This window comes from Halarchaeum salinum (assembly GCF_039520965.1).
Lineage (GTDB): Archaea > Halobacteriota > Halobacteria > Halobacteriales > Halobacteriaceae > Halarchaeum > Halarchaeum salinum.
Genome location: NZ_BAAABL010000039.1, coordinates 43,628 through 60,695, shown reverse-complemented (window position 1 = coordinate 60,695; position 17,068 = coordinate 43,628). Strand labels below are relative to the sequence as shown.

Sequence of the window (17,068 nt, the reverse complement as noted above, 5' to 3'; positions counted from 1 at the left end):
GTCCGGTCTTACAGGAGACGCTCGCTACCGCTACGCAACCGAGGTGTGAGTCTTAGCTAAAGACGAATGGGGTCGCAGGTCAAACCATGACTGGAAAGCATCAGAAAGTTCTTCGATGACTTTCTGACTGGATTGCGCGTTCAAGTCTTTCCAGCACGACTGGTTCTTCATATACGATTTCAGCGTCCCTTCGTCTGGGATTTCACCGGTTGCGGCCCAGATGCGGTCGGCTGTCCATCGTGCGACGTTCCAAATTTTCGAGGCGGAGTCTCCGAGCGAATCGAGGCCACCACGCACCTGCCGGTGGTTCTGGATGGAACCAACGTAGGTGCGCGTGACCTCAATCGCCATACATAGCCTATGTATACACACCTACTTAATGACTCGTGTTGGCGTGGAATATCCGGCCTTGCTATCGACGGTGGTCGGTGTAGGGGTTGTCGGATTCACTCCCGTCCCCAGAAATCTCTGATTTCTGGTGTGCGGACGAGACGCTTTGCGTCTCGTCAACGCCCTGACGGGCGGGATTCTCTCCTCGCAGAAAGATAGGCGACGGTAGCCGACCGCGATAGGGTGCAAACCCCGGTCAACGAGAAGATTCAGCGACGTATTCCGTTCGGAGCCTCGCTTACGCCCCGTCGCGTGTCTTAATTGGTTTCATCATGATGAGTTGTACCGTATTCACCTTCGGACATGTCGAGGTACGGATAGTCCGCGATGAGGCCGTCGACGTCGTGCCGCAGGGCGTCGCGTGCGTCAGTCCAGGTCCGTGCCGTCCACGCGTTCACGGTGTACGCTTCGAGACACGTCGACGCCTCGGTCGTGGTGAGGGACGCAATCGAGGGGTGGATGGTGTTCGTCCCGAGCGCCTCGGCCATCTCGAAGGCGGTCTCGACGGACTCGGCGAGCGGGGCGAGCCGTGCGTCGGTCTCCCGCCGACGGACCGCTTCGAGGGCACTCTGAGAGAACGAGGAGAACAGCGTCTCCGGGGCGTCCGCACCGAGAACGTCGAGGACGCGGTCGACGAACGGCTGCCAGGCCTCCCGGCGCGCCACACGAGTATCGTCGGAAGGGACGCCGTATCGGGGATCGATGTTCCCGGGATGTTTCAGTTCGGCGTTGAGTGAGACCGACTCGGGGATCGCCTCGATGAAGCGCGCGAACGTGGGGACGTGCTCGCCGCTGTCGAGGACTGTTGCGCCGGTCACGTAGTCGGTTCCGCGCTCCGCGACCCGTCCCGTTCGGTCGGTGATGCCGCGGCTCTCGCCTGACTCGTCGAGTGCTGGGTCGTGAAACACGACCGGGTCGCCCTCGGCGGTGGCGACGACGTCGCACTCGATGACGTCAGCGCCGTGCGCCGCGGCGAGTCGGGCCGCTGCGAGCGTGTTTTCGGGTGCGAGCCCGGCGAAGCCGCGATGCGCGATGGCCGTCGGTGTCGACATGCCGTGCGCGTCAGCCCCGGGACGCTGTGACGGCCGCGTCATCTCTGCTCCCCGCCCGTGAGAGCGCCGTTGTCGTCGCGGTGTGACGTGTGGCTCACCATTCGACAAATGGAAGCGCCGGGGGGTCGAGCGAGACGAACCCGGCAACGAAGTCGTTCGCGGGATTCTCGTATATCTCCTGTGGGGTGCCGATCTGCTCGACGCGCCCGTTGTTCATGACCGCGACGCGGTCGCACATCACCATCGCCTCCTCCTGATCGTGCGTCACGTAGAGGCCCGTGACGTCCAGCTCGGTGAGGAGGTCGCCGACTTCCGTCTGGAGACGTGTCTTCAGTTTCGCGTCCAGTCCGGTCATCGGTTCGTCCAAGAGCAGAATGCTTGGTTCGATGGCGAGTGCGCGTGCGAGACCGACGCGTTGCTGTTGTCCACCGGAGAGGGTCGTCGGGTCACGGTCCTCGAACCCGCCGATGCCGAGCATTTCGAGGAGGTCGGCCGCGCGCTCGCCCCGGACTGCGTTCTCGACGCCCTGCATCTTCAGGCCGAACGCGACGTTCTCCGCGACAGTCATGTTGTCGAAGAGGGCGTACTCCTGGAAGACGAGGCCGACGTTCCGGCTCTCCGGGGGGACGTGCGTGACCTCGTCGTCGTCGAAGCGAACCGTCCCCGAGGTCGGCGTCTCGAATCCCGCGATACTTCGCAGCGTCGTCGTCTTCCCGCACCCTGAGGGCCCGAGAACGCCCAGTACTTCGCCGTCGGCGACGGTGAACGAGACGCCGTCCATCGCGGTCGTGTCACCGTACGTCTTCCGCACCGAGTTGAGTGTTACGCGTGCCATTATGGTCAGTGTCCTCTCGTGTCGAAGCCACGTCGCCCCAGCTGCTGGAGGAGAAGCGTGACGACGGCGATGATACAGAAGAACATCGAGACCGCGGCGGCAGCTTTCGTGAACGAACTGTTCGAGATGTGTCGCTGGAGGAAGAGCGCGAGCGGCTGCGTCCCCTTCGCCCAGACGATGTAGGAGAAGTTGAACTCGGCCGCGGCGAGCGCCCAACAGATGATCGAGCCCGAGATGATGCCGGAACTCGCGTTCGGGACGATGACGGTCAGGAACGTCCGCGGCCACGACGCGCCCAGCGAGCGAGCGGACTCCTCAAGTTGACGCAGCGGCATCGACTCGAACTCGCTCTGCACGGCCATCACCATGAACGGCGCTTTCAGGAGCGAATAGCCGACGATGAGGCCGACGCTCGTCCCCGACAATTCGGGATACGCGCGGAGAAACGCAACGCCGAGGATCACCCCCGGGACGAGCGGGAGGATCGACACCGCGTTCACCCATTCCTTCCCCCGGAAGTCGTATCGGGAGACCGCATACGCGATCGGTACCCCGACGATGAGATTGATCAGCACGCCGCCGAGCGCGAGGCCGACGCTGAACGCTAACTCGGAGGGGATCATCAGCGTCGTCCCACCGCCGAACGGGAGGGTAACGAGCGGGTTCCACCCCATGCTCCGCTGCGCGCCGAACGTCTCCGCGAGCCCGAGCACCTCTCGCCAGTTCTGAAGCGTGACGAAGCCCGAGGGGAGGACGCCGGTCCAACTACGGGCGAACGACGCGATGATCGTGAGGACGATAGGGCCAATGAGGAAGACGACTGTCGCGAGGAGGAGCGCCGTCACGGCCGGCCGGCCGACTCGACGGGAGAGTGCGACCATCAGAGACCGACCTCCGCGCTCGTGTACCGCAGCCCCAGCACCGTGAACAGAAAGGTGAACAGGAAGTAGACAGTCGCCATCGCGCCCGCCACCTGGATGTTCCAGCCGTTCCCGAGCTCGCGCGAGATCTGGAGCGTCCAGACAACGAGCGTCTGGATGACGATGAGCGTCCCAAAAATCGCGAGCGCAGTCCGGAAGGTGAGGATGATCGCACCGGTGATCCCCGGGCGGATCTGCGGGAGGGTCACGTAGCGGAAGGTCTCGAACGGCGTCGCGCCCAGCGACTGCGCGGCTTCCTCGGCGGCCTCGTCGACTTCCGCGTACGTCCCACGAAGGATGAGCGTCGCGCGGGGCACCATCGAGTAGACGAACGCGACGAACAGACCGGGCACGCTCACCGCGAACGCGACGTCGAGCGGGCGACTATCGGTGAGTGCGGCGACGATGGCCGTGATAAGGCCGGTGTTCCCGAAGAGCACGAGGATCATGAACGCGGCGACGATGCCGGGGAGGCTGATTGGGAAGGAAACAAGTGTCACGAGCAGATCCTCGCCCGGAAGGTCGTATTTCTCGAGTGCGTGTGCGATGGGGACGGCGAGCGCGACCGAGACGACAGTCGTCCCGGCGGCAAGCCAGAGGGAGTTGAACGCGACCGACCGATAGTACGGGTCGCCGAACAGCGTCGCGTACGCCTCGAGGGAGAAGCCGATCGACCGATACTGTGCGGTGGAAACGCTTATCCGCACGACTTCTGCGAGCGGATAGAGTCCGGCGAGGAGCACCAGAACGGCGAACGGCGCGCACAGCACCGCGATGCGGCGATACTCTCGGTCCCGCTCCGTGACAGGATCGGAGAGTGCGGCGAGGACGTTGGCGACGCCGACGCTCCACCTGCGTCCCGTCGAGGGGGCGTCCGTACCGGCGTGTCCGTCCGCCATCCTCAGATGTTCGCGCCGCGCGTGATCTCTTGGATGATCGACTCCTGTCGTTCGACGAGCTGGCCGTAGTCCACCTGGAACTCCGTGCGCTCGTACTCCGCGGGAACGATGAACTCATCGGGGAGTTCGAGCTCCGCGGAGCGAATCGGCCGGACGTACGCATCGAGGAACTGCCGTTGGCCCTCGAGGGAGAGCACGTAGTCCATGAAGAGCTTCGCTGCACCGGGGTTCGGGGTGTTCTTCAGGAGCGCGTAGCCGTAGGGCATGTTGAGTGCGCCCTGATTTCCGTTCTCGCCGCCGAGCAGGGCGACGCCGACGTTCTCCTCGGGAACCTCCGTGTTGTTGTACTTCAGGTCGAGTCCGGAGTAGTCGTAGCGGATGAACGTCGCATACTCGCCGCGGGAGAACTGCGCCAGGAAGTTGTCGGTGAACTCCGCGCCACCGTCCTGAATCCGGTTGTAGTAGTCGATGACCGGCTGGAGGTCGTCCATCGTCCCGCCGCGGGCGTTGTTGACGGAGAGCGCCGTCGCCAGTCCGACGGCCGCCTGTGGGGTCTGGAGTGCGAGGTCCTGCATGATCTCGGGCTGCAGCAGGTCCTTCCACGTTGTCGGCTTCTCGAGGCCGCGCTCCTCGTAGAGGTCTTTACGATACGTGACGGCCGTCGTCACCCGCCGCGTCGCGGTCACATGGCCGTCGTCCGTCTTCAGCGACTCCGGCACCTTGTCCCAGCCCGCCGGTTTGTACGCCTGCGTGAAGCCGTCGTTGTGGGCAACGATCCCGTACGTGTACCCGCCGTTGTAGCCCGAGTGCGTCATGTTGTTCGCGTGTGAGCGCATGTGCTGGAGGGCTTCACCCGACGAGCGGTCGTCGTCGTGCACCGCGACACCGTACGTGTCATTAAAGGACTGCATCAGCGACGGCCAATTCATCCACCCCGACTGCACGCAGTAGAAGTACAGCATATCCGGGAAGGCGGACGCCTCGACCGTCGTCCGTGAGTCGCCGTAGCCGACGTCATACGTCTCCGAGTTACCGTTCCTGGTCGCTGGCTGATCGGTGGAGGACCCCGTGTTACATCCCGCGAGGCTCGCCAGGGCGGCAGCGGACGTCGTCCCGATAAACTTCCGTCGTGTTGATACCATCATGTGGATGGGACGTCTTTCCGAAGAAAGCGGTTGCTATGAATGCATTATACCACATCAGATCCCTATAGAGACATCCCGATTTCCCGACAGCGGGTCTCGCTGGCTGCGCTGCACGACGACCCAGACTCCGGTCTACGACTAGACCACGAGGAGCCGATAGACGGCGCGGCCGAGAGCATCTCGGCGCTCGCGGACGCCCTTGACCGCGACTACCGCACCGTCCACGACGTCTCGCTGCTCGCGGACTATGGCCTCCTATTCATCGTTGAGGACGGCCAGGCGAAGCGTCCATACCTCCCCTACGAGCGTATCCACCTCTACATCGAACTCGTCGGACGGCCGTCTGGTGAGGAACCCGCACCGGTGTGATCACCGACGCGGAGTGTATCGCCGTCGCGGCAACGCGTGAAGAACGCTTTCTTACCGACGATGGCCATGCCGCCGAGATGGCGTTTCAACGAGATGTCGAAGTCTGGGATCTGAAGCTACTCCTCGAAGCAACCCTCGTCAAAGGCCATGTCGAGACCAGGAGCGAACTCGAAACCATAATCGACACACTTCGGGAACGGGACGGATATCGGTTCTCGAACCAAGACCGGACTGACCTGTTCGACCGCCTCTGACTCAACATCGAATATGTGCGACTCACGCGTTCGTGAGGGCCTCTACGAGCAGCACGAGCGGAACCGAGAGCAGTGCATCGAGGCCGTCACATGCTGGGTGAAGTAGAGAACGACGACGGCGCTGCCGAGCACGAGTACCCAATCGGTCGTCATCCACTGGCTTTTCGCATAGATCGATTTGTCAGGCCTCGGAGAGCGGAGGTTCTCAATGATCGACACACCAAACCCAGACGTCCATCATCAGGCAGCGTTCGGTGACGCGGCGAACTCGAGATTTATCGGCGCGCCTGCGAAGGGCGCAGGCGCGTAGAAACGGGCCTGTGTAAACTATGGACCAATCAGCAACGACGACGGTGTTCGCGGGAATCGACGGCCGAGCAGACGCGGCGCTTCCAGAGTGATACGCGGCGCAGCACGGTGAGGACGACGTCGTATCGTTCGCGGAGGCAATTCGGAGCCTCCTACGGGCGGTCGCATCATCGGTGGCGTTCCAGAATCGCGACTCGGGGGCGTGGATGGAGACCGAGCGGTTCAGCGCGCTTGTCGATCCGGAACGGGTTCTACCGCACTGCGCCACGCTCCCGTGAGAGGTCAAGTTTCAATCCCGTGCTGGGTTTCTACCGCGTTGCAACATCGCCTGCTCGTACTCGTCGAAGCTCGTGTATTTGTTTCAATCCCGTGCTGGGTTTCTACCGCGTTGCAACGTCCTCGATGCCGACGATCGCGACGTCGACCGTCTGTTTCAATCCCGTGCTGGGTTTCTACCGCGTTGCAACCGCCCACTCCCGGAGCACACCGGTCGGCGACGACACGTTTCAATCCCGTGCTGGGTTTCTACCGCGTTGCGACCACGGGATCACCGGCAGCAGCTTACCCATCCTGGATGTTTCAATCCCGTGCTGGGTTTCTACCGCGTTGCGACCGTCGAGGACGGTAGCAATATATCCCTACCCGGCAAGTTTCAATCCCGTGCTGGGTTTCTACCGCGTTGCGACGAGCGCCAGGGCGGCGACCAGGACGGCGATCGAGTTTCAATCCCGTGCTGGGTTTCTACCGCGTTGCGACGCCCGGGAGGTCGCCGTCCTGGACGTCGACCACTTAGTTTCAATCCCGTGCTGGGTTTCTACCGCGTTGCGACGTGACCGGCCGTCTCGGACTTCGTATCGGCGAGGTCGGTTTCAATCCCGTGCTGGGTTTCTACCGCGTTGCGACCACAAGATGCTGACAGCGGTCTGCATGAATGAACTGGTTTCAATCCCGTGCTGGGTTTCTACCGCGTTGCGACACTTCGACGCCGGTGATGGACTGCCCCTTGAGGATGTTTCAATCCCGTGCTGGGTTTCTACCGCGTTGCGACGAAGACGCGAGGTGGTGCGTGATGCGGGACACGATGTTTCAATCCCGTGCTGGGTTTCTACCGCGTTGCGACACGACATCGCAGAGGAGAGCGAGGCATAATGTACGTGTTTCAATCCCGTGCTGGGTTTCTACCGCGTTGCGACACGACATCGCAGAGGAGAGCGAGGCATAATGTACGTGTTTCAATCCCGTGCTGGGTTTCTACCGCGTTGCGACGCGACGACCGAGTCCGCAGTCTCGTCGGGGTCGGGCGGCTGTTTCAATCCCGTGCTGGGTTTCTACCGCGTTGCGACCGGAACCACGAGACGAGCTCCTCCTTTTCGTCCTTATGTTTCAATCCCGTGCTGGGTTTCTACCGCGTTGCGACAGTTCCAATAAATCTCCCCGATATTCGCCCGAAGGTTTCAATCCCGTGCTGGGTTTCTACCGCGTTGCGACTCCTGCTATGGTGAAGTCTGAAAGCGGGCAGGCTGAGTTTCAATCCCGTGCTGGGTTTCTACCGCGTTGCGACAGATACGTCATATCCGTCCTTTTGGTGGGTAAGGGCATGTTTCAATCCCGTGCTGGGTTTCTACCGCGTTGCGACACGGGGTAGTTTTTCGCTCAGAGCACCTATAGTTTTCTCTGAAGATGCGAGTCCGCGCGTCTCAATCGTGGACCCCCACCGTACACTACTTTCAAAAAGGTCGACGAAGATCAGCGGTCACACCCGAAGTCGACCGGCGAGTGTCGGGGTAACATAACGGGTTTTGCCTTCCATCCACGTCTCGACGGCGCCGTCGGCTTCAAGCGCGTCAAGGTGCCGACCGACGGTGCTCCGCGATTTATCAGTCTCCTCGGAGACCTGAGGTAGTGTCGTCTCTTCGTCGAGCGAAACAAGATAGCGGAGCGTATCGAGGGTCGCATCAGACGGGCGACTCATTAGGTCCGGGAGAGTAAGCTCCTCGATCTCCTCGTCAACGTCTCTAAACTGGAGCGCGAGATCGACGACGTCGGGTCGAGCAAGCGCGGCGACGGTCAACGGGAGAAAGATCTCGCGTGGGCCTCCATCGAAATTGAGAACCACTGTTCCGTCCGCGGCTTCCAAGACGTCTACACACTCCAGTACGGCGGTCTCGAACGATTTGTAGCTGATTTCCTCGACGGCAACTGTGGATCCGGGACCAAGTTCGGTGACCGTCTGCTTGACGTCTTGGATTGCGCTCTTTGCTCTCTCACTCCCGTCGTCACGCGGTCGGAGGAGAACGACGACATCGTCGGCGTCGAGGCCGTTGTTGAGTATCGGGCGCATCACCCGTGGACTATAGTGCCCGATTGTCGAGACGTACGTGCGCATACATCTGATTGCAGTTGTACCCGACTAAACGGTTTGGCTTCGAAAAAGTGGAATCGAATGGGAACGACGCCGGGAACGTGAATACGTATCCAAAATCACGAAAAGATTCAATACGGTGACCAGAGCAAATGTGACCGTGAATCGACACACGATCGACCGGCTTCGTGAGGTGCCATGAGGCGGGTCGACTTAACGCTTGAGCCGGCGGGCTCGTTTCCGGTTCCGACTGCGAACGGCTATCAGATCTACGGTGCTGTCCTCTCAGCGCTCGACGATGTCGACGAGGACGTCAGCACACGAGTCCACGACTCTCCGATCGGGAGCTTGACGAACAGCGGCCTGCTCGGGACCTTCGACGGTAGCCACCGCGATCACCACAAGCGTGTGACCCACGACGAGACCTACGACCTCAAACTGGGTGTCGCCGACCCGCGTGACCAGGACGTCTTCCAAGCGCTCGCCGACGCGTTCGTCTTCAGCGGCGACACGCTCGAACTTGCCGACGGCGACTTCCGCGTGCGCGACTTCGCGAGTACGAATACGACCCACGAGGAACTCCTCACCGACGCCTCGGAGATCGTCGCCCAGAACCACGACACCTTCGAGATTGAGGTTCACTTCGAGACGCCGACGTGCATCAAGGAGAGTGGGGAGATTACGACGATGTTCCCCCACCGTGGCAGCGTCTTCCGTTCGCTCCTCCGCAAATGGTCGTCGACGATCCCGGATGAGCGGGCCGACGAGCTCGACCTCGCGATGACCCGCGAGGACTTCGAGACGAATCTCATCGAGAAACCCGAATCACACACCTACGAGACGCACAGCGTCCTCGTTAATCGCGGCGAGGACGGTGGCCCGATCCTCCGCCAAGGGTTCACCGCTGACTGCACCTATCGGTTCAAGGGCGCAAGTGAAGCCATCCGAACTGCGGTTACGGCCCTCGCGCTCTTCAGCGGGTACGCAGGCGTCGGCGGGTTCGTCTCTAGAGGGTGTGGGGCGGTATCTGTAGAGGTGGAGGGATGACTGGGGACTCCGACACCCCCGCCTCAGCGGCCCGCTACGCGCACGACTACATCGTGGACTCGCCGCTTGTCGGGAACGTCCTTGAGCACGCTGGCGAGTACGACGCGAAGACGGACCCGGAGGAGACGACGTCGCTCGCGGCTCACGTCATCAACGCGATGACGATCGGCGTGAACACCTTCGTGTACAACGCCGTCGACGGTGGTCACGACATCATGGAGCTCGAAGAGGAGCTCTCTGTGCTCGCAGCGGCGCTGGTACTCCACGACACCAACAAGTACGTCCAAGAGGCGTACGGCGTCAAGACGGACGGGAACACGAGCAAGGCCTTCGACGCCTACTTCGAGAATGGTGACGACTTCGGCGTCGAAGCGTTCCTCGGCGATGGCTATCGCGACGATCTCCACTACCTTGTCCAGCGAACGGAAGTTAACGAGGACAGCCGCGAGACGCGGGGTACGGAGACAGAGTTCGCCAGCCTCGCACGGTACTGTCGGATCGGCGATCAAGTCGCGTCGGTAATCCTCCGCGACGGTATCGAACGCGGGTTCGTCGAACTCCGGAAGAAGCTCGACGACGATGAAGTCCACCTCCTCGAGCTCTCACAGGTCGAACAGCCGATCCTCAACGACGAGCTCCTCGGTGCGACGAAAGAAGTCATCTCCGGTGAAGACGACGGTGAGGAGTATGGCGTCGTCGTCGGGAGCACGTCTGACCGCGTGCTGTACCTCGGTGACGAGGTTGACCGCGACGTGCTTCGGGAACGGGTTGGGAGCCATCTGAGCCAGCAGCTCGTCGAGACCGATCGATACTCGTTCTCGTGTAAGCTGAACTGGAACTCGTTCGACTACGATATCCTCGCTGAGTTCGCGCTCGACCCGGAGAAGAAAGAGGAAATCATCGCGACGACGTTTCGCGATCTCCTCACCGACGGGACCGCCGGCGTCGAAGGGTTCGAGCACATCCCGGAAGGGTTCGATCCGTACTTCCCAGTCCTCGCGAAGGCGATCTACATCGACGGACAGTCAGAATTCGGCGACGAGGACGTACAGGCCGCGTACGACGAAATATACGAGGAACAAGGCCCGCAAAAGGCCAAGATCCACTTCGTCGCGTACCTCCTCCGAAACTTCGAGGAGCACCGGGAGTTCCTCAAGGAGTTTCGAGAGGACGTTCGGCCCCATCTCCACGACGACCTCGAACCGAAGTCCGACGCGATTGGCTCCGTCATCGATCGGTTCTTCGACGCGACGGCGTCAGCGAGTCTCGGATCGAAGGGGGAGATGTGCTTCCTCTGTGGGGCCGAGGCGGAGACGAACTACCAGAAGGGGCTCTCCGCAGTCTATCGGACTCAGGAGTTCTCCCGGCGTGTCCGTCCACACGCGAAGTACAAGAAGATCTGCGAGGTGTGCAACCTAGAGTACGCGCTTCTCGCGGATCTGTGCGAGCGCTCCGACGTCAATTTGAACGCGAACGTCGGCGTCGCGTACTACTACTTCGACGAGTTCCTCGGGGATATCCGGCTCCGTGGTGGACGCGTCGGTCTCCAGCAGGGCGAGACGATTGACCTCAGCGACACGGAGGTGGACAAGAGCCTCCTCCGACCGCAGTACTACGTCCAGCCGTTCAACTTCGGTGGTCACCCCGCGATGGGTGAGAAAAATCACCGGATGGTCATCGTTCGCCAGTTGATGCAGGCGGCACAAGACGCCGGCATGAAGGTCGTCCTCGGTCGGCCGTTCACGCGATTCGAGAGCGCGGACGAGGTGTTTGTCGACGAGGATGCGATCCGCCAGCAGGAGCTCCTCGGTCTGGACGCAGTCGATCGATTCGGGCCGCTCCCATCGTTCATCGATCGCGAGGATGGACACGAGCAGTCACACCTCCGACGTGCACTCTCGCTCTGTAAGATCATCAGCATGGTCGGACAGGACGCGGGGATGCGGAACCCCTACCTCCAGCTCGATCGGGACACGTATCACCACCTCGCCGACTTCGCGGTACAGAACCACGAGCACGCGACTCGTCTCTCCGATCTCGAGTCGTACCTCAAAGCGTACCACACGAAACAACTCATGGACATGAAAACCGTCGCCGAGCGAGGAGTTGACCTCTTCGGCAAGCAGTACGACAGCAAGTACAAGAAGACGAAGATTTTCCGAGAGGCAATCGACGCGTTCCTCAGCGCGAAGAACCAGCGGATGTCCGAGGAGGACCTCCTCGAACACGTCGCGGCGCAGGTGTACGACGCAGCGGACCGCGAGGACTACGCCGGCTACGTGACGGTCGAGGAGGCGGAGGCGTTCGTCGACGCTTTACAGACGTACCTCGTCGAGAACGATCTCGCCTCCCTCAAAAAACTCTCCGATTGGGAGAACGCGCTCGTCAACTCGTACCTCTACGCCTACGAACAGGTGCTGTATGAAGACGACACCGACGACGAACCGTCCGATAACTGATCCCACCCACCGATCCACAATGTCACTCACGTACCCCGAAACCGGCCTCGTCGACTCGTTCGAAATCTACCGCACACAGAAGCCGAGCGTCACGCTCGTCGTCGAACGCGAGATTACCGAACCGACGCTGTTCCGCAACTCAAACAACGACCGCGCCGAAACCCAACAGTTCGGCGACCAACTGCACGCGCAGGTGAACGGGGAGAAGTTCACGAGTAAGGAGCGCCTCACCGGACTCGATCTGCTTCGATCGCTCGACGACGAACTCGTCGACGACGAGTACACGTACAACGAGCCCGCGTCGCTCGAAGAGTCGATCAACGTCGGCACGCTCACATACGGTCTCGCCGGTACCGGTGACCAAGACTTCGCAATCAAGTCCCGGGTCATCGAGGGCTACACGTACACGACCGATGAGTACGACCTAATGAACAAGGAGACCCGGAACGCGGTGTACGAGTCCGGGACGATGCGAACCGACGAGAACGAGCAGTCCGAGGCACTGTTCGACTACGTCAAGGTCCAGCCCGGCAACTCCCTCGTCCACTTCATTACACTCGAAGCCGCGACGGGACCGATGCTTCTCTACGCGCTCCACAACGTCCTCAACACGGGCCGATACGGAGCTCGCGAGACGCGGACAGGGCGTAATGTCCGAAACGAGGTCCGTGCCGTGATCCTCGGTGGGCACGACACATCGCTCTCGACGGGTGAACTCCTGATGGAATACCACGAAAATGAGGCCTGCATCGGCGAGAGTATCGCCGACTACATCGAGGCGGTCCGCCGCACTGATTGGGAGGTTTACGGTGAGTTCGAGGGGGCTGACGACTTCCCTGAGTGGTACGAGAATCTGGAGGCGGTCGCAGCGCGAGAGACCGACGACGCTGACGATGTCCTCCGTGAGGAGTTCGACCGCCTCACTGAGGCGGCGATAGATGTCTTCACCGACGATGATTGAGCGGACGTACGAGGCACAGCTGTACGCTCCGCTGTTCTACTCGAGCGCGGAGGGGCGCTCCATCCGAACGCAGCCGATGCTCTCTGCGACGGCGCTCATGCACGCGATCGGCTACCGCTACTGCGGACTCGAGAAGCGGTACGCGCTCGTCGGGGAGGAAGCGACGAGCGCGTCGTACGACCATCTCCGCGACCTGCCATTGTTCGTGAGCGATATGCGCCCGGTCGCCGTCAAAGCGAACGAACGGACGTTCCGGAGCACCGACTACCGATCCGAGCGCCACTTCACGACAGCGGACCCCGACGTCGCGGATCAGGTGACTGGTGGGAAATCCGTCCCGGAAGTCCTCGAGCGATCCGGCGCCGGGTGGCAGACCATCCGGCGATACCAGGGACTCTCGCCGGGATCCACCTTCGAGTTCACCGTTTGGAGCGAAGAGCCGCTTCCTAACAGACCGTCGTTCCAGATGGGGATCGGACAGACTGGAGAGTTCCGGGCGACCGAATCGGACCTCGACCAGCTCGTGTTGAACAAGTACCTCCTCGAAAACGTCTATGACCTCCCGACGGAGACGCTCACCGAGCTCTTAGAGCGAAGCGACACGTTCGAGCGCGGTAACGACCCGCGGCTCCAGCACTTCGTCGGTGTCGATCCCGAGTACGTACGTGAGACGATCATCCCGGAGGTGAGCTAGATGCGCGTCCGGAGCGCCGCGCTCGCGACCGAACCACCCGCGGAAGGGTTCGCCGAGCGCGGTTTTGACCACGCCCGCGCGTTCCAGAACCGCGTCGCCGAATGGGCACACGACGACGACGCGAAACCGGTCGCCGTCCTCCGAGCCCCGACTGGGGCGGGAAAGACCGCGACGTTCTACGAGGTGATCGAGGAGAACGACCTGTCGCTCGTCGTCTACCCGACGAACGCGCTTCTCGACCAACAGCTCCAACGGTTTCGCAAGTGGGACGGCATCAGCGCCGAGCCGCTCAACAGTGACACACTCGACGGACACGGGGACGGCCGCGTCGAGGACCTCTTGCAGCTGACCGACCGCTTTGAGGGACACGACGTCGTCGTCACAAATCCCGACATTCTGCAGGCGATCATCCAGGATCAATACCAAGGCTCAACGAAGCCGATGCAGTTCTTCGACCGCTTTGACGCAGTCGTCTACGACGAGTTCCACTTCTACGACGACTTGGCCGCGAGTGGGTTGCTCCTGCAGACACACGTCATGAACGACCGACGCGGGACGAACGTCCTCCTCGCGTCCGCGACACCGAACGAGTCGTTCGTCGAGTTCGTTAAGCACGAACTCTCGCTCCCTGTCCGAGACATCACTGCAGAATACGTCTCGGACGGCGATCAGTTCCGCCGTTCGGTGACCGTTGACAGACACGACACACGAGTGATCGATGAGGAGCGTGAGGCGGTCGCGGAGCGTCTCCGCGAACTCGTTGACGACGCCAGCGACCTCAGTGAGCCACAAGTTGCGCTCGTATTCAACAGCGTTGCGGCGAGTAACGACTTCCACGCGTACCTCGCTGAGGAGTTCCCCGATGTATTCGAATACGCCGCGAAGGACAACGGGTTCGACACAAACGATCCGGATGCAAACCTCAAGTCCCAGGGCTTCTTCGTCCTCAACACGACAAGCAAGGGCGAAGTCGGGCTGGATTACGATATCAGGACGCTGTTCATGGAGACGCCACCGACGCCGAGCGCGTTCCTCCAGCGGTTCGGCCGCGCCGGCCGTGAGCACGAAGCGGTCATTCATGTGTTCGGTCTCGGAGATATGGCGTGGCCGGACGTGATGTGTTACCCAGACTTCGTCACGTCCATCCACGAGGCACTCGGCACGCATCGAAGCCAAGACGAGGCGATTTCGACGCTCCGGAGTCTCGTCGGGATGCGCGCAGCCTACGCGATTCATTCGCGGATGGCTGAGGACGAGTGGTTTGGGCCGGAACTGTTCGCAGACTTCGAGTCCGTCTCCGAGTATGGGAAGTGGCGGGCATTCTTCCGTACGGTCGACTCAACCTTGGAGAGTGCCGGCGAGTTCGGATCGCCGGTCATGCAGAACAGCGCCACCCGGAAGATACTCGCTTTCGCACAACACTGCTTTGGGGCCTTTGAGAGCCTCCGCGGTCGTTCATTACCCGTCGACATCAAATATCCGCGAGGCGATCGGCATGCGCTCACATCGTACGACCTGCTGACGACGCTTCGATACTATGATATTGAGGCCATAGAACCCGACGGGACGCTAGTCGTTGATCGACGTGGGTCAACGCAACCGGTTGCGATCACCGCCCGGTTCCCCGGCTACGAAAATCGACCACGGGACTACAGCGGGTCCAACAGCGAGATCAAACAGATGTTCTCCCGGTGGATCTACCCGGAGATTGAGGAGGCCGGCCTCGCTGAAACTGAAGTCGACGAGGGTGTGCTCCGACAGTTCTTCTCCGACCTCGCGCTTCCGAAGGCGGTGATACCGATCGAGGTCCGATACGGCCAGTACGTCGCATACGTCGACCAGGCAGGAATCACGTCGGTCGATGTTGAACACCGACAGATATGAGCGAGGAGCTGATCAACGTCTCCGATCTGAACCAGTATGGCATCCGTCTTTAGCTAAGCCAGAAACCGCGTGACAGCAGCGGCTTATCGAGGCTACTTTTCGGAAGGAGTGAGGAGGAGAAGTCTGTGCACAACTCTCCGTCCTCACCTCGAATTATGCGTCGGCTCACTACACTGTTTCCCTCTGAGTTCCTCGAAGAGCACGCCGAGGAACTCGGCGTGGTCGAGCGAGAGGGCAAGCTTCAGATTCCCGTCCTCGTGTGGGCGTTCGTGTTCGGCTTCGCCGCAGGCGAGAGCCGAACACTCGCCGGGTTCAGACGCTGCTACAACTCCACAGCTGATGAAACGATTTCTCCCGGTGGATTCCATCAGCGGTTGACGCCGACGTTGGCAGAGTATCTCCGCGACCTCGTCGAGCGCGGCCTCGACGAGGTCGCTGTCCCCAACGCTGTTGACGCTGATATCGACCGATTCAGAGACGTGATGATCGCTGATGGAACGGTGTTGCGGTTGCACGAGTTCCTCTCTGATGAGTTCCAAGCCCGTCACGAGGAGCAGGCTGGAGCGAAGCTCCACCTGCTCCACAATGCCACCGACAAGATGATTGAACGACTCGACGTGACAGACGAGAAAACGCACGACAGCACGCTGTTCAAGACAGGTTCGTGGCTGCAAGGACGACTTGTTCTACTCGACCTTGCGTACTTCAAGTACCGCCGGTTCGCGTTAATCGACGAGAACGACGGCTACTTCGTGAGTCGGCTGAAGCAGAGCGCGAACCCGGTGATAACAGAGGAATTACGGGAATGGCGCGGTCGCGCCATTCCCTTGGAGGGCAAGCAGATCCACGATGTGGTCGATGACCTCTCGCGGAAGTACATCGACGTAGAGGTCGAAGCGGAGTTCAAGCGGGGCCAGTACGAGGGAACGCGGTCGCTGGACACGAAGCGATTCCGCGTCGTCGGCGTCCGCGATTCGGACGCCGACGACTACCATCTGTACATCACGAATCTGTCGAGAGAGGAGTTCCTACCGTCAGATCTAGCGACGCTGTACCGGTGTCGGTGGGAGGTAGAAACGCTGTTTCGTGAACTGAAGACGCAGTACGAGTTAGACGAGTTCGACACAAGCGACCCGGATGTGGTGAGAATTCTGCTGTATGCGGCGTTGCTGTCGCTGCTGGTGAGTCGTGAGCTGTTGGATCTGGTGACCGAGCAGGCTGACGACGAGATCGTGTTTCCGCCGGAACGCTGGGCGGCGACCTTCCGGTCGCACGCCCAGCTCATCCTCCACGAACTCGGTGAGTATCTCGGTTACTCGCCACCGCCGTTGCTGGAGCGATTGATCGAGGACGCTCAGAAGATTCACCAGCAACGACCGGTCTTACAGGAGACGCTCGCTACCGCTACACAACCGAGGTGTGAGTCTTAGCTAAAGACGAATGACCAGTATGGTTACTGCCCCCGTCGCTACTGGTATCTCCACTTCT

Annotated in this window: 14 protein-coding genes, 1 pseudogene and 1 CRISPR repeat array; of the genes and pseudogenes, 8 read left to right on the top strand and 7 right to left on the bottom strand. The window is 61.2% G+C overall.

Annotated elements, in window-relative coordinates; genetic code table 11:
• Positions 1–72 precede the first annotated feature (72 nt).
• From ABDZ36_RS05215 to ABDZ36_RS05190, 6 genes and pseudogenes are all read right to left on the bottom strand, one after another.
• A pseudogene (locus ABDZ36_RS05215) lies at positions 73–351 on the bottom strand (RNA-guided endonuclease TnpB family protein); the annotation flags it as partial.
• 296 nt (positions 352–647) lie between these two features.
• On the bottom strand, positions 648–1,484 hold the full coding sequence (locus ABDZ36_RS05210; protein ID WP_343749233.1) for a glycerophosphodiester phosphodiesterase: 837 nt from the start codon (positions 1,482–1,484) through the stop codon (positions 648–650).
• 52 nt (positions 1,485–1,536) lie between these two features.
• Positions 1,537–2,277 (bottom strand): ABC transporter ATP-binding protein, encoded by a 741-nt coding sequence (locus ABDZ36_RS05205; protein WP_211312505.1) that lies wholly within the window; start codon positions 2,275–2,277, stop codon positions 1,537–1,539.
• Between the two features lie 5 nt (positions 2,278–2,282).
• Positions 2,283–3,161, bottom strand: coding sequence for an ABC transporter permease (locus ABDZ36_RS05200; protein ID WP_343749235.1), 879 nt, complete (start codon positions 3,159–3,161; stop codon positions 2,283–2,285).
• Entirely contained in the window at positions 3,158–4,096 is a 939-nt protein-coding gene (locus ABDZ36_RS05195) for an ABC transporter permease (protein ID WP_211312507.1), read from the bottom strand. The genes ABDZ36_RS05200 and ABDZ36_RS05195 overlap by 4 nt, the downstream gene beginning before the upstream one ends.
• 2 nt (positions 4,097–4,098) lie before the next feature.
• Positions 4,099–5,190 carry an extracellular solute-binding protein gene (locus ABDZ36_RS05190; RefSeq protein ID WP_343749234.1) on the bottom strand — a complete coding sequence of 364 codons (1,092 nt, stop codon included), beginning with the start codon at positions 5,188–5,190 and terminating at the stop codon, positions 4,099–4,101.
• 90 nt (positions 5,191–5,280) lie between these two features.
• Here ABDZ36_RS05190 and ABDZ36_RS05185 point away from each other — a divergent pair, with 90 nt between their 5' ends.
• Positions 5,281–5,610 (top strand): HVO_A0114 family putative DNA-binding protein, encoded by a 330-nt coding sequence (locus ABDZ36_RS05185; RefSeq protein ID WP_211312509.1) that lies wholly within the window; start codon positions 5,281–5,283, stop codon positions 5,608–5,610.
• Positions 5,607–5,864, top strand: coding sequence for a hypothetical protein (locus ABDZ36_RS05180; RefSeq protein WP_211312510.1), 258 nt, complete (start codon positions 5,607–5,609; stop codon positions 5,862–5,864). The genes ABDZ36_RS05185 and ABDZ36_RS05180 overlap by 4 nt, the downstream gene beginning before the upstream one ends.
• A gap of 595 nt (positions 5,865–6,459) precedes the next feature.
• Positions 6,460–7,809: direct repeats of the CRISPR family, unit length 37 nt; unit sequence GTTTCAATCCCGTGCTGGGTTTCTACCGCGTTGCGAC.
• A 117-nt stretch (positions 7,810–7,926) separates the two neighbouring features.
• On the opposite strand, the gene csa3 is transcribed toward ABDZ36_RS05180, so the two are convergent.
• A complete protein-coding gene (csa3, locus tag ABDZ36_RS05175; RefSeq protein ID WP_211312511.1) occupies positions 7,927–8,559 on the bottom strand; it encodes a CRISPR-associated CARF protein Csa3 in 633 nt (210 codons plus the stop codon).
• Positions 8,560–8,733: 174 nt separating this feature from the next.
• Here csa3 and cas6 point away from each other — a divergent pair, with 174 nt between their 5' ends.
• The 6 genes from cas6 (at position 8,734) to ABDZ36_RS05145 (ending at position 17,010) form a co-directional block, all read left to right on the top strand.
• Positions 8,734–9,582, top strand: a complete 849-nt coding sequence (gene cas6, locus ABDZ36_RS05170; protein WP_211312512.1) for a CRISPR system precrRNA processing endoribonuclease RAMP protein Cas6 — start codon at positions 8,734–8,736, stop codon at positions 9,580–9,582.
• Positions 9,579–12,041 (top strand): hypothetical protein, encoded by a 2,463-nt coding sequence (locus tag ABDZ36_RS05165; RefSeq protein WP_343749232.1) that lies wholly within the window; start codon positions 9,579–9,581, stop codon positions 12,039–12,041. The genes cas6 and ABDZ36_RS05165 overlap by 4 nt, the downstream gene beginning before the upstream one ends.
• Positions 12,042–12,060: 19 nt before the next feature.
• Positions 12,061–13,002: a type I-D CRISPR-associated protein Cas7/Csc2 gene (gene cas7d / locus ABDZ36_RS05160; protein ID WP_211312513.1), complete on the top strand. Its 942-nt coding sequence runs from the start codon at positions 12,061–12,063 to the stop codon at positions 13,000–13,002.
• Positions 12,980–13,696 carry a hypothetical protein gene (locus ABDZ36_RS05155; RefSeq protein ID WP_343749231.1) on the top strand — a complete coding sequence of 239 codons (717 nt, stop codon included), beginning with the start codon at positions 12,980–12,982 and terminating at the stop codon, positions 13,694–13,696. The genes cas7d and ABDZ36_RS05155 overlap by 23 nt, the downstream gene beginning before the upstream one ends.
• Positions 13,697–15,580 (top strand): type I-D CRISPR-associated helicase Cas3', encoded by a 1,884-nt coding sequence (cas3, locus tag ABDZ36_RS05150; RefSeq protein ID WP_211312514.1) that lies wholly within the window; start codon positions 13,697–13,699, stop codon positions 15,578–15,580.
• A gap of 155 nt (positions 15,581–15,735) precedes the next feature.
• Entirely contained in the window at positions 15,736–17,010 is a 1,275-nt protein-coding gene (locus tag ABDZ36_RS05145) for an IS4 family transposase (protein ID WP_211312515.1), read from the top strand.
• The last annotated feature ends 58 nt before the right edge of the window (positions 17,011–17,068 follow it).

Bases quoted from the DNA above. Each gene is read 5' to 3' on its own strand.
- ABDZ36_RS05195 (WP_211312507.1), bottom strand. From the start codon at position 4,096: ATGGCGGACGGACACGCCGGTACGGACGCCCCCTCGACGGGACGCAGG.
- cas3 (WP_211312514.1), top strand. From the start codon at position 13,697: ATGCGCGTCCGGAGCGCCGCGCTCGCGACCGAACCACCCGCGGAAGGG.
- ABDZ36_RS05145 (WP_211312515.1), top strand. From the start codon at position 15,736: ATGCGTCGGCTCACTACACTGTTTCCCTCTGAGTTCCTCGAAGAGCAC.
- ABDZ36_RS05210 (WP_343749233.1), bottom strand. From the start codon at position 1,484: ATGACGCGGCCGTCACAGCGTCCCGGGGCTGACGCGCACGGCATGTCG.
- ABDZ36_RS05165 (WP_343749232.1), top strand. From the start codon at position 9,579: ATGACTGGGGACTCCGACACCCCCGCCTCAGCGGCCCGCTACGCGCAC.
- ABDZ36_RS05185 (WP_211312509.1), top strand. From the start codon at position 5,281: ATGCATTATACCACATCAGATCCCTATAGAGACATCCCGATTTCCCGA.
- csa3 (WP_211312511.1), bottom strand. From the start codon at position 8,559: ATGCGCACGTACGTCTCGACAATCGGGCACTATAGTCCACGGGTGATG.
- ABDZ36_RS05155 (WP_343749231.1), top strand. From the start codon at position 12,980: ATGTCTTCACCGACGATGATTGAGCGGACGTACGAGGCACAGCTGTAC.
- cas6 (WP_211312512.1), top strand. From the start codon at position 8,734: ATGAGGCGGGTCGACTTAACGCTTGAGCCGGCGGGCTCGTTTCCGGTT.
- ABDZ36_RS05205 (WP_211312505.1), bottom strand. From the start codon at position 2,277: ATGGCACGCGTAACACTCAACTCGGTGCGGAAGACGTACGGTGACACG.
- cas7d (WP_211312513.1), top strand. From the start codon at position 12,061: ATGTCACTCACGTACCCCGAAACCGGCCTCGTCGACTCGTTCGAAATC.